A 12,219-nucleotide genomic window follows, 5' to 3' on the forward strand; every position below is an offset into this window, starting at 1 on the left:
TCTCTCCAACAAAACCGTTGGGGCCGGCATGATCGACTTCCCGTTGCGCCGCGCGCAGAATGTCCACTGGCAGGCCGTCGAGGTCAACAAGAAGGCGCATGCCGAGCTCAAGGCGCAGAAACCCGCCGTCCTCTGGTTCACCGGCCTTTCCGGCTCCGGTAAGTCGACGGTCGCCAATGCGCTGGAGAAGATCCTGCACGCCAAGGGCAAGCACACCTACATGCTTGACGGCGACAACATCCGCCACGGTCTCAATCGTGACCTGGGCTTTACCGCCGAAGACCGCGTCGAGAATATCCGCCGCGTCGCTGAGGTCGCGCGGCTGATGGCTGACGCCGGCCTGATCGTGCTGGTCTCCTTCATTTCGCCCTTCCGCTCCGAGCGACGGCTGGCGCGCGAGATGATGGATGACGACGAGTTTGTCGAGATCTTCGTCGACACGCCTCTGGAAGTGTGCGCCGAGCGCGATCCGAAGGGCCTGTACAAGAAAGCGCAGGCCGGCGAGATCGATAACTTCACGGGTATTACCTCGCCGTATGAGACGCCGGAGAATCCGGAAGTACATCTCCACACCGTCGGCCACGAGCCGTTCGAGCTGGCGGGCCGTATCGAGGAGTACCTGTCGAAGCTTGAGCAGAAGGACTAAACGCGATGACAGACATGAGTGACGTCTTTCTGGATGCCGCAATCGAGGCCGGCAAAGCGATCATGAGTATCTACGAGAACGGCATTGATGTTTCCTACAAGGACGACGCCTCTCCAGTGACGATTGCCGATGAAAAGGCCGAGGAGATTATCCTCGGCCACCTCGTCAGTGCCTTTCCGGATATTCCCGTGGTCGCCGAGGAATCGGTCGCTGCAGGTCGGGTTCCCGACATCGAAGGTAAAGCCTTCTTTCTGGTCGATCCTCTCGACGGCACCAAGGAATTCATCAACAAGCGCGAGGACTTCACCGTCAATATTGCGCTGATCGAGAATGGTGTTCCGGTTTCCGGTATCGTCTATGCGCCGGCAAAGGGTGTGGCCTACCGTACCACGGGCGATGGCGCCGAAAAGCTTACCCTCAAAGACGACCGCGTGGCCGGCGCCGTTGCTGTATCCTGCCGGGCGGCGGGCCGGGATTTGATTGCCGTCGCCAGTCGTTCCCATAACAGCCCGGAGACCGAGGCCTTCATGAAGAAAATCGGCGTGGCGGATTTCACCTCGGTCGGCTCATCGTTGAAGTTCTGCATCGTGGCGGAAGGTCTCGCCGATGTTTATCCACGCTTCGGCCGAACCATGGAATGGGACACGGCCGCCGGAGATGCCGTGCTGAGGGCAGCCGGCGGCAGAACCGTGGGCCTCAACGACAAGCCCCTGCCCTACGGCAAGACCAGACAGGCCGAAGACAGCGATTTTGCCAATCCGTTTTTCGTCGTGTGGGGGAGTTGAGCCAAGCTGTCGTCGCCGCTATCTGGAGACGGCCGTGGCTGGAACTGCTTTGATCCTGAAGACTACGTCCCGCATCAGCAAGGCAATCTAGGTACATGCAAATGCGAACTGGAACTGACCTCATCTTCATCGTCGGCAACAGCCGCAGCGGAACAACGATGCTCGCCCGTATCCTCGGTCTCAGCAGCGAAATTCATTCTTTCGATGAACTACACTACATTGAACAAATGGTAACGGGGGCTGATTTTTCTTCGACTTTGCCGTTGGAGCGAGAAAAAGCGGTGGCCCTGATGGCCAGTCTTTTGTCAGTCGCTCGTCGAGGGTACTTTGCAAAAAAAACACCCGAAAAGTATATGGGTGAAGCGGCCGAGCTGGTCGATCGCACGACGAACATGACCTACTCGGAAATTCTCCGATCAATGATGCTGGACACGGCGCAGGCTAAGGGAAAAAGGATTGCATGCGAGCAAACTCCCAGAAACGTATTCTATATCCGGGAGATTCTTGAACGCTACCCGCATGCCGCCGTCGTCAATATAATTCGTGATCCGCGGGACGTCGTTCTATCACAGAAGAACAAGTGGAAGCGACGCAGACTTGGCGGAGCCATCCCTCGTTTCGAGGCTTGGCGTTCCTGGATGAACTATCATCCATACACGATTTCACGTATATGGACCATGGCGGTAGGTTCTGCTCTGGGATTTAGGGACAACAGCCGAGTTTTGTCCGTTCGTTATGAAGACCTAGTGAGTGATCCGGAATCAAGCCTTAAGGCCATCGCCGACCACTGTGGCGTCCCCTTTGAGCAAACCTTTCTGGATGTGCCTCAACTTGGTTCCTCTTCAAGAGCAGATCAGGGAACCCGTGGCATCGACAAATCACGCCTGGCCGCATGGAAACAAGGAGGCCTTGGTAAGCCGGAGATTGAAATTTGCGAGCGGCAATGCCGGGAGTTGATGGAGGAGTTTGGCTATGAAGTAAGCGGCATCAAGGCTGATCGTTTCAGCCTTGTACTCATGTATTTACTGGTGCCCGTTAAGCTCTTCGGAGCGCTGTTTTTCAACCTGAGGAGAGTAAGAAACTTACCGTCCTGGATCAGCCAAAGGATGTCGGTGCGGCGGGCCATGACACACTGAGTAGACCCTGGCCGAAACCTAATATGTCGCTTAGAAAGTGCCCAAATGAAGATTCTGATGATTATGTATGCCCGTAGTGTTGGCGGAGCCGAGCTTGAGTTCCTCGAGCTAGCTGAATGGCTCTCCAAAACGCATACAGTCAAGATCATTGCATTCGGCGGCGACGCGGCCGTCAAGCACGCAGGTGTCTATGGCAATATACCATGCGAGGTTTACTCCTTTGGCAACAGCAAGTTTCAGATCGCCAAGTGTTTTGCAACTGCTTTGACACGTAATATTGGAGAACCTGCAGACGCGATAATTACAACGGCTTTCCTACCCAACGTCCTTTCAAGTATTTTGAGCCGCTTCAATGGCGCGGGGACCATCTCCCTCCAGACAGTATCAAAAACGATGCGCTTTCCCGCGATCGATAGAATGACGCTGCGTTCACTCGACGCTCTTATTGCGGGCAGCAATGATATCAGGCAATACCTGCTGAACCACGGTCAGAGGGACGAGAATATACACGTTGTCAACAATTGGGTTGATCTGTTGAACCGATCGCCCTCGCGCGCTATCGAGGAGACGCGCCAACTGCTCGGACTTGCCGACGATGACGTGCTGATCGGGTGCATGGGGCGCTTCCATCATCAGAAGGGCCAGGAGTTTCTGATTGCCGCCTATCTTCAACTCGAACAAACGCATCCTAACCTGCGTCTGATGCTGGTGGGCGGCGGAGAAAAAGAGAAAGAGTTCAAAGAACTCGCTTCGAAAGCACAGAGAGAAGTTATATTCCCCGGGCTCGTCAAGGGCGAAGAGTATAATAATCTGTTTTCGGCCATCGACGTATATGTGCAACCTTCACGCTTCGAAGGCCTACCCAGAACCCTCGTCGACGCCATGTACCTCAAGAAGCCGATTGTTGCGTCCGCGGTTAACGGGAACCTGGACGCGATCAGCGACAACGTGAATGGACTTACGGTTCCGGCAGAAGATTCCGAGGCAATTGCAAGGGCTATTTCCGAACTCATATCAAATCCATCTCTGGCCTCCGCCCTCTCGGAGCGAGCCCACAATGACGCCGTTGAACAGTTTGGGATGGAAGTACAGATGAAAAAGATTGAGAAGATAATTGACACAATCATCGCGTAAATTTAGCGCCACGCAAATTCGCCGCGTCTAGTTGTGAAATGATGCATGCTTCATGTGCGAGCTTTTTTGCATTATACGCTCTGTTATGACTGAATATAAAACCTAGGCAGAGAATTGGAAAAGTGAACTTGAATTTGGCTTCGACATGACCAGCAAATCCCTCCGAGCTACGTCGGGAAATTTTCAGGCATTTCTCATTGGATTTTCTATTTTTCTTTGGGTGATAAACGTCAATGAGATAGCCCAATTCGTATCCTTAATTCAAGTAGCCGCTTTTTTTCAAAATTCTAAACTATCTGCGAATAAATACACGATTCTTGCGATAATTTTGCTATGTATTATAGTAATTGGAAATCTATATATAGGAAACTATCCTGACCTAATAGCACGTGGCTTTATAAAGGCTATAATTCTAGTACTCTTTGCATCAACTCTTTCGCGCTTCCTCAGGAAAGCAAATCGGCAAGAACTTGACATAATTAGGTATTCTCTGTGGCTTTCACTTTTTGCCTCTCTCATATATACCGGCTACGATTTATGGTACTTACCGCAGTTCATGACTTTTCTCTTTGTTTTTCTCATCGAGGAACTCAATAGAGTAAAATACAGACGCTCAATTCTTCATATTTTCTCCATAGTAATACTTTTTACGTCGCTAAAAAAGCAAATAATTGCAATTGTAATTTTGTTAAAAATAATCATGAGACCTAGCAGGGGTCTATTCTTTGCTTTGGCGGGTTTGATTCTGATATCCATCGCACCTTTTGTTTGGCGCACTGTAGCGCCGAGTTCGGCCGAATTTCTCGAACGCAGAGCATCTTCTTTTCTGTCTGAGCGATTTCTGAAGCCTAACCCTTATGGCAACATGCGTCTTTATTTGGTAGTAGAATACGCTCCTACTGTACTGTCCAAGAATTGGCTATTCGGCTATGGCCTGGAAAGGTACGGTTCCTACTCGGCACTTGGGAGCGGGCGAGATATCGAGCGATCTGTACTTGACATGGACGATTTTATCTCAAGGGACTTTAATTCCACGTCTCGTTTTGGGTCCGTTAGCGCGGATGTAGGCCTTTTGACAATCTGGATGCAGATGGGCGTGTCGGGTTTATTACTTTACGCCTTTCTTGTCCGAAGTGTCTGTCGAAATACTGTTGGTTTTCTAAAGACTGTTCTGATTTCTTTACCTTTCATGGCCGGTGGAGCCGCAATCTCTTCGGTAGGTTTCATCTTCCTCATTTCGACAATTTCAGCATTTCTGGATTTGAAAGTAAGCAAACGCGCTTAGTGTTTCGTATACTAGCCATTTAAGTGGATTCATGATGATAAAGACAAAAAGTGTGGGCATGAGGCACTTTCGTGAAGTAGCTATTGGAGCGGCGTCGGCCTTTCTTCTGCGTGGTGCAGGTGCAGGCCTAGCTTTCCTTTTAAACGTCGTAATCGCACGGCTGTTGGGCGCGCACGGGGCTGGTCTGTATTTTATGTCGTTGTCCACCGTCATCATATTGTCGGTGGTTGCGCGCATGGGCGTTGATGTCTCCTCGCTTCGCCACATCTCCCGCGCCATGGTCAATCAACGATGGTCTGAGATCGTAGGCTACCAGCGTTGGAGCATGTGGCTGGTCACTTCCAGCAGCTCAGTTCTTGCAATAACAGTTGCTGTTGCTGCCCCCCTGATCGCTGTTCACGTTTTCGGAGAGCCCGAGCTCGCCGTGCCGCTTGCTATCATGAGCCTCGCAACCGTAAGTTTCTCACTGCTGACACTGATATCGGAGAACCTCAAGGCCGCCAAGCGATTGAAGCCGGCCATGCTTGTCTCGTCCGTGCTTTATCCCTTCGCGGCTTTGATCCTGATCTGGCCGATGACCAGGCAGTTTGGTGTTTCAGGAGCAAATATTACCTACGTTGTTTCGACTGCGCTGGTCGCGGCCTTTGGTATCATTACCTGGAACAGAACTCCGGAATTCTCCGGCGTCACGCCTTTGCGTCCCGACCTCAGGCAACTCTTCAAGACAGCGATGCCGATCTGGGCGCTTACTTTCGTGCAGCAGGCGATCATTCCTTGGGCGCCTCTGCAGATTCTCGGCATGCTCGGAACTCCTTCGGACGTCGGCGTCTTTGGTGCGGCAACCCGTGTTTCAATGCTCATCTTGTTCTTTCTTGTCGCCATGGATTCCGCAATCATTCCCAAATTTGCTGAATTCATAGAGCGCGACGACATGGAATCGCTCCAAAGAGTGGGGCAGAATGCAACCACAATGACAGCATTTCTGGCGGTTCCGGTCATGCTAACTTTTATTCTCGGCGGCGGAGCCATCATGTCGGTTTTTGGTCCCGAGTTCGCGCGCGGTGGTACGGCACTGGCAATCCTTGCAGTGGGTCAGGCTGTCAATCTTGTTACAGGTAGTGTCGGCTACTTGCTCATTATCAAGGGCCACGAGAGTGTGGTAAGAAATTGCGCCATCATCGGCGGATGCGTCACCGTCGGCCTCTCGTTCGCACTTATCCCGTCACTCGGAATTGCAGGAGCTGCCACAGCATCGGCGCTTTCGATTGCGGTATCGAACATCTGCCTTACAATCCAGCTCTGGAGAAAGATGAGGATCGTAATCCTGCCGAACCTTAGATCGTTCAAACACCGGTAGAATGACCTAACTTCCTATACTGCATACTTTTTTAGTTCAGGGGGCATTTTGATGATAGCGCAGATCGATTCCAACATGGTGCGGAAAAGACCAGGCTCACTTTTTGGCAGGCTATGCGCCTATTTCCTTTTCGAAGGCCGTCCGATCACCACGAAAGGGCAATGGATCAATCCTCTCGTGTTTTCAATGTACAGGCTCGCTCAACATGTGCCGACACCCCGCAAGGTCGATGCCCCGGTCTTCATCGTTGGGACGGGCCGCTCCGGCACCACGCTACTTGGAAAGCTGTTTGCCCTGCACAAGGATGTTCAGTTCTTGAACGAGCCGAAGGCGTTGTGGCATTTCGCTCATGGCGAAGAGGACATAATTGGAAGCTACGCCGATCGTGCCGGGAAAGTTCGGCTCGATATCCCTTCTGATCTCGAAACACTGGCGCAGAAGATCAGCAATGTCTACGGGTGGGCAGCCTTTTTCGCCGGCGCAATCCAAGTTGCCGACAAGTACCCCGAACTGATCTATCGGACTGATTTTGTTCAAGCTCTATTTCCCGGTGCCAAGATGGTCGCCATTGTGCGCGACGGCGTGGACACCTGCAATTCGGTGACCCTCTGGTCCAAGCGTAAGGGCACTGAGACCGAAGGGGGGCGTACTGATGACTGGTGGGGACGCGACGGACGCAAATGGCGTTGTCTGGTTGACGAGTTAATCCCTGAAAATTCGGATCTGGCACCGTTGCAGCAGATGTTGTTCGACGACCCGCGTCACGAGGACCGGTCTGCGGTCGAGTGGATCCTTTCCATGCGGGAGGTTCAGAAACAGGTCAGGGCCCACCCAGACAGCATTATTTCAATAAAATATGAGGATCTGTGCGCTGACCCTGAGACACTGCTAGCCAGGATATTCGACTTTTGTGGACTCGATACTGATCGGTCTGTGATCGACTACGCGAAGGTTTCGCTCGAAAAGGCCGTACAGCCGAAACCGCTTGCTCTTCACCCCGAGCTGATCGCCCCGTTCTGCAATACGCTGCGCGAGCTTGGTTACGAAGATAGTGTATCACGCGTCGTTGAATTTGATGAAAAGAACGGCTAGGTTGATCCCACATTGTTTGATTTTCTTTTATTTGCTTTGCTGGATTATTTTAATGGAATTTGTATCGCTCGCAATTCCCGACGTCGTCCTTCTCACGCCGAAGCGGTTTTCCGATGATCGTGGCTATTTCTCCGAGACTTTCCGGGAGAGCTGGTTTCGCAAGAATGTTGCCGATGTGGGTTTCGTGCAAGAGAACCAGTCTTTGTCCGTCACGCGGGGCACGCTGAGGGGAATTCATTTTCAGGCTCCCGGCTGCCCGCAGGGCAAGCTTGTACGTTGTCTTTCTGGCTCGCTTCTGGATGTCGCTGTGGATCTGAGGCGCGGTTCGCCGACCTATGGCAAATGGGTTTCAGCGAAGCTAACGGCGGAAAATGGGTGCCAGCTCTGGATACCGGTCGGCTTCGGCCATGGCTTCTGCACATTGTTGCCCGAGACGATCGTCGCCTACAAGGTTACTGACTATTACAGTCCCGCCGATGATCGCGGCCTGGCCTATGGTGATCCGGATCTCGGTATCGACTGGCCTTTTTCCGCTGACAGCCTAGTCTTGTCCGAAAAGGACAGGAAGCATCCGACATTGCGGGAATTGCCGGACTATTTTCTATATTCAGCCTAGAGGGATATTTTAGATGCGTGTTTTTGTGACCGGGGGAGCCGGTTTTATCGGGTCCGCGCTTGTCCGTCATCTGGTCAAGGACGTCGGAGCCGAGGTACTCAATATCGACAAGCTCACCTATGCGGGCAATCTGCAATCGCTGAAAGTGATCGAGAATGCCCCAAACTACCAGTTTCTGAAGGGGGATATCTGCGACCAGGCGGCGATGGCGGAGGCGATCGAGGGGTTTCAGCCCGACCGGATCATGCATCTTGCCGCCGAAAGCCATGTCGACCGTTCGATTACCGGGGCTGACGCCTTTATTCAGACGAACGTCGTGGGCACCTTTTCCCTGCTCCAGGCGGCACGGCAATACTGGGACAAGCTCGAGGGAGAGGCGAAGGACAATTTCCGGTTTCTCCATGTCTCGACTGACGAAGTCTACGGCACCCTGGGCGATGACGGGCTGTTCGAGGAGACAACGCCCTACGATCCCTCCTCACCCTATTCCGCCTCCAAAGCGTCAAGCGACCACCTCGCGCTCGCCTGGCAAAGGACCTTCGGGCTGCCGGTCGTCGTTTCAAACTGCTCCAATAATTATGGACCCTATCATTTCCCGGAAAAGCTCATTCCGTTGGTGATCCTCAACGCGCTCGAGAGCAAGCCGCTGCCGATCTACGGCAAGGGGGAGAATATCCGCGACTGGCTCTTCGTCGAGGATCATGCGCGCGCCCTCCACCTCATCGCATCGCAAGGGCGGGTCGGCGAGAAATACAATGTCGGCGGACGCAACGAGCGCCGTAATATCGACGTTGTCACCCGCATATGCGAAATTCTCGACCGGTACCATCCCAAGGGCGCGCCCCACGATCAGCTGATCACCTACGTGACCGACCGTCCCGGTCACGACGCCCGCTACGCCATAGACGCCACCAAGTTAGAAACCGAGCTCGGCTGGAAAGCGCAGGAGAACTTCGACACCGGTATTGACAAAACGGTCGTCTGGTACCTGGAAAACGAATGGTGGTGGAGACCACTGCGCGATGGCGTCTACGCCGGAAACCGCCTCGGCATTCTCAACAAGGGGTGAGACATGAGGATCGCTGTTTCTGGAAAAAACGGCCAGATTGCCCGATCAATGCGGGAGGCTGCCGGATCTGACTGCGAGGTCGTTCTGGTGGGCCGTCCGGAATTCGACCTCGGACAGCAAGAAAGCATTGAGCCGGCGTTTATTGCGGCTCGACCGGATGTAATTGTCTCGGCCGCGGCCTATACAGCGGTCGACGATGCCGAGGGCGAGCCGGATCGCGCTTTCGCACTGAACGGCGAAGGCGCGGGGGAAGTCGCGCGGGTCGCCGATATGTTGAACATTCCTGTGCTGCATATCTCGACCGACTATGTTTTCGACGGATCGAAGGACGCGCCTTACCAGGAGGATGACGCCACCAACCCCCTCTCCGTTTACGGGGCGAGCAAGCTACGCGGCGAGGAACTGGTGAGGCAAAATGCGCCCAACAGTGTGATCCTGCGCACGGCCTGGGTCTATTCGCCGTTCGGCACGAATTTCGTTGCTACCATGCTGCGCCTTGCAGAGACACGCTCCGCGCTCGGCGTGGTTGCCGATCAGAAAGGCTGCCCGACCTCCGCGCTCGATATTGCCCAGGCCGTTCTGATAATCGCGGCGCGGCTCAACGCCGATGATGACCCGCGTCTTCGCGGCATTTTCAACCTGACCGGAAGCGGAGAAGCGGTCTGGGCCGATTTCGCTGAGTTGATTTTCGACGAATACAACCTGCGCACGGGAAAGGCCGTGAGAGTGAACCGCATTTCGACCACGGAGTATCCGACCCGCGCGACGCGGCCGGCGAATTCGCGCCTAGCTGGCGACAAGCTAAAACATGTTTACGGGATCTCACTTCCCGACTGGCGGGTTTCCGCCCGGGCGGTCGTCGGCCGCCTGCTAGATCAGACAATTTAGGAGATTATCATGAAGGGCATTATTCTTGCCGGTGGCAGTGGTACCCGGCTTCATCCGATGACGATCGCAACATCCAAACAGATGATGCCGATCTATGACAAGCCAATGATCTATTACCCGATCGCGGTGCAGATGCTGGCCGGCATCCGGGATATCCTGATCATCACCACGCCGCACGACAGCGCCCTGTTCCAAAAGCTCCTCGGTGACGGTTCGCAGTGGGGGCTCAATTTCGAGTATTGCGTGCAGCCCAGCCCCGACGGGCTCGCCCAAGCTTTCATCCTCGGCGCGGATTTTGTCGGCAACGACAACGTGAGCCTCATTCTCGGCGACAATATCTTCTACGGTCACGGGCTGCCTGACCTGCTGGAAAGCGCCGCATCCCGAGAGGTCGGCGCATCCGTCTTCGCCTACCATGTCAGCGACCCCGAACGGTACGGCATCGTCGAATTCGACAAATCCTCAAAAGCCGTTTCGCTCGAGGAAAAGCCGACCAAGCCGAAGTCGAATTGGGCGGTAACGGGCCTTTATTTTTACGACAACGATGTCATCGATATCGCAGCCGATCTGAAGCCCAGTCCGCGCGGCGAGCTGGAAATCACCGACGTCAACACGGCCTATTTGGAAAAGGGCAAGCTGAATGTCGAACTGATGGGGCGCGGTTTTGCCTGGCTCGATACGGGCACGCCCGACAGCATGACCGAAGCCAGCGAGTTCATCAAGGTTCTTGAAAAGCGGCAGGGTTTCAAGGTGGCCTGCCCCGAGGAGGTCGCCTATCGCAAAGGCTTCATCGATCGGAACCAGCTTGCTGTCCTAGGGGCAAAGCTGGGCAAGAGCGCCTATGGAAAGTACCTCCTCCAGATTGCTGACACGGAATAATGAGCGTGACGGAAAAGCGTCTGAACATTCTTGGTATTAGAGGCTTACCAGCCGCCCACGGTGGCTTCGAGACCTTTGCCCACCATTTTTCCCTCTGGCTGAAGGATCAAGGCTGGGAGGTCTTTGTCTATTGCCAGCATGATTCAAACGATGAGACGGCGCCGCCGGATGGCACGATCGATGAGTGGCAGGGCATTCACCTTATCAACCTGACAAGTTCCGGCTCCGGGCCCGCCTCGACTATCAAGTTCGATCTCAAGGCAACCCGGCACGTGCTTCGTCAGCCTGGGATCGATCTCGTGCTCGGCTACAACACAGCGGTATTCGCCATCCTCCAGCGTCTCAAGGGGCGCAAGGTCATCATGAATATGGATGGCATCGAGTGGAAGCGTGACAAATGGGGGCCGGCCGCCAAAGCCTGGTTCTATGTCAACGAGCTTGTCGGCAGCCATGTCTGCACGCTTCCGGTGGCGGATCACCCCGAGATTGCCAAACATCTCGAGCGCCATGGCACGAAAGGCGTGCGCGTCATACCCTATGGCTCTGCCGCAATTACCGACGCGCCAGCCACACAGCTGGAACCCTATGGGCTGGAACCCGGTCGCTATATGATCTCGATCGCCAGGATTGAGCCGGAGAACTCTATTCTGGAAATCGTCGAGACGTTCTCAGAAGAACCGCGCGAGACAAAGCTGGTCGTACTCGGGAACTTCCGCGATGACAATGAATATCACCGGCGCGTGAGGCAGGCCGCCTCACCCGACGTGGTTTTCCCGGGCGCCATTTATGACACCGAGACGGTTTCCGCTCTGCGTTATCACTGCAGGGCCTATCTCCACGGACACCAGGTCGGCGGTACGAATCCCTCTCTCGTTGAAGCTCTCGGCGCAGGCAATGCTATCATCGCCCACGACAACCGGTTCAATCGTTGGGTAACGCGCGACGGACAGTTTTATTTCAGTACGAAACAGCAATTGAAGAAAATTATCGCAGATATGATCGCGAGCGACCAGTTGGTGACCGAAGCACAGGCGAGAGCACGGATAGCCCATTCGGAGAGCTTTACGTTCGAAACGATCCATCGGTCTTATCTCGCGGCGCTCGAATCCGTTTTTTGACGCCTAACTTTTACTGCCGGTAAACATCAAACGATAGATCGGCGCGCTTCTAGGTATGTGTCTCGGGGTACCCGAACATGATACCTGCATATTTGCAGGGAGAAGAAAATGAACATAGTCATCATCGGTGGAAGTGGCTTCGTCGGTCGTCATTTTGTAGAAGCAGTGCTGGCCGGCGGACACGCCGTAACCGTGGTCGGCCGATCGGCTCTTG

General features: G+C 54.1%; 11 protein-coding genes and 1 pseudogene. All 12 read left to right on the forward strand.

Annotated elements, in window-relative coordinates; translation table 11 throughout:
- Nucleotides 1–646, forward strand: a pseudogene (gene nodQ / locus AC5DC2_RS10820) (bifunctional sulfate adenylyltransferase/adenylyl-sulfate kinase NodQ); the annotation flags it as partial.
- Between the two features lie 5 nt (nt 647–651).
- Nucleotides 652–1,431 carry a 3'(2'),5'-bisphosphate nucleotidase CysQ gene (gene cysQ, locus AC5DC2_RS10825; protein WP_491698483.1) on the forward strand — a complete coding sequence of 260 codons (780 nt, stop codon included), beginning with the start codon at nt 652–654 and terminating at the stop codon, nt 1,429–1,431.
- A gap of 95 nt (nt 1,432–1,526) precedes the next feature.
- On the forward strand, nt 1,527–2,567 hold the full coding sequence (locus AC5DC2_RS10830) for a sulfotransferase family protein (RefSeq protein ID WP_491698484.1): 1,041 nt from the start codon (nt 1,527–1,529) through the stop codon (nt 2,565–2,567).
- 45 nt (nt 2,568–2,612) lie between these two features.
- Nucleotides 2,613–3,701: a glycosyltransferase family 4 protein gene (locus AC5DC2_RS10835; RefSeq protein WP_491698485.1), complete on the forward strand. Its 1,089-nt coding sequence runs from the start codon at nt 2,613–2,615 to the stop codon at nt 3,699–3,701.
- A gap of 1,316 nt (nt 3,702–5,017) precedes the next feature.
- Nucleotides 5,018–6,343: a flippase gene (locus AC5DC2_RS10840; protein WP_491698486.1), complete on the forward strand. Its 1,326-nt coding sequence runs from the start codon at nt 5,018–5,020 to the stop codon at nt 6,341–6,343.
- 51 nt (nt 6,344–6,394) lie between these two features.
- Nucleotides 6,395–7,435 carry a sulfotransferase family protein gene (locus tag AC5DC2_RS10845; RefSeq protein WP_491698487.1) on the forward strand — a complete coding sequence of 347 codons (1,041 nt, stop codon included), beginning with the start codon at nt 6,395–6,397 and terminating at the stop codon, nt 7,433–7,435.
- A gap of 52 nt (nt 7,436–7,487) precedes the next feature.
- Nucleotides 7,488–8,051 (forward strand): dTDP-4-dehydrorhamnose 3,5-epimerase, encoded by a 564-nt coding sequence (rfbC, locus tag AC5DC2_RS10850; RefSeq protein WP_491698488.1) that lies wholly within the window; start codon nt 7,488–7,490, stop codon nt 8,049–8,051.
- A gap of 13 nt (nt 8,052–8,064) precedes the next feature.
- The gene (gene rfbB, locus AC5DC2_RS10855) at nt 8,065–9,120 is read left to right on the forward strand and encodes a dTDP-glucose 4,6-dehydratase (protein WP_491698489.1); all 1,056 of its coding nucleotides are present in this window, start codon (nt 8,065–8,067) and stop codon (nt 9,118–9,120) included.
- A gap of 3 nt (nt 9,121–9,123) precedes the next feature.
- Nucleotides 9,124–10,008 carry a dTDP-4-dehydrorhamnose reductase gene (gene rfbD, locus AC5DC2_RS10860; protein WP_491698490.1) on the forward strand — a complete coding sequence of 295 codons (885 nt, stop codon included), beginning with the start codon at nt 9,124–9,126 and terminating at the stop codon, nt 10,006–10,008.
- A 9-nt stretch (nt 10,009–10,017) separates the two neighbouring features.
- Nucleotides 10,018–10,887, forward strand: coding sequence for a glucose-1-phosphate thymidylyltransferase RfbA (rfbA, locus tag AC5DC2_RS10865; protein WP_491698491.1), 870 nt, complete (start codon nt 10,018–10,020; stop codon nt 10,885–10,887).
- A complete protein-coding gene (locus AC5DC2_RS10870; RefSeq protein ID WP_491698492.1) occupies nt 10,887–12,005 on the forward strand; it encodes a DUF1972 domain-containing protein in 1,119 nt (372 codons plus the stop codon). Before rfbA ends, AC5DC2_RS10870 begins: the two co-directional genes overlap by 1 nt.
- Before the next feature lie 108 nt (nt 12,006–12,113).
- Nucleotides 12,114–12,219 (forward strand): NAD-dependent epimerase/dehydratase family protein (locus AC5DC2_RS10875; protein ID WP_491698493.1); only part of this gene is annotated, 106 nt, incomplete at its 3' end.

The sequence above is a fragment of the Martelella sp. genome (assembly GCF_984369615.1).

Bases quoted from the DNA above. Each gene is read 5' to 3' on its own strand.
- AC5DC2_RS10835 (WP_491698485.1), top strand. From the start codon at position 2,613: ATGAAGATTCTGATGATTATGTATGCCCGTAGTGTTGGCGGAGCCGAG.
- AC5DC2_RS10840 (WP_491698486.1), top strand. From the start codon at position 5,018: ATGATGATAAAGACAAAAAGTGTGGGCATGAGGCACTTTCGTGAAGTA.
- AC5DC2_RS10845 (WP_491698487.1), top strand. From the start codon at position 6,395: ATGATAGCGCAGATCGATTCCAACATGGTGCGGAAAAGACCAGGCTCA.
- rfbC (WP_491698488.1), top strand. From the start codon at position 7,488: ATGGAATTTGTATCGCTCGCAATTCCCGACGTCGTCCTTCTCACGCCG.
- rfbB (WP_491698489.1), top strand. From the start codon at position 8,065: ATGCGTGTTTTTGTGACCGGGGGAGCCGGTTTTATCGGGTCCGCGCTT.
- cysQ (WP_491698483.1), top strand. From the start codon at position 652: ATGACAGACATGAGTGACGTCTTTCTGGATGCCGCAATCGAGGCCGGC.
- rfbA (WP_491698491.1), top strand. From the start codon at position 10,018: ATGAAGGGCATTATTCTTGCCGGTGGCAGTGGTACCCGGCTTCATCCG.
- rfbD (WP_491698490.1), top strand. From the start codon at position 9,124: ATGAGGATCGCTGTTTCTGGAAAAAACGGCCAGATTGCCCGATCAATG.
- AC5DC2_RS10830 (WP_491698484.1), top strand. From the start codon at position 1,527: ATGCAAATGCGAACTGGAACTGACCTCATCTTCATCGTCGGCAACAGC.
- AC5DC2_RS10870 (WP_491698492.1), top strand. From the start codon at position 10,887: ATGAGCGTGACGGAAAAGCGTCTGAACATTCTTGGTATTAGAGGCTTA.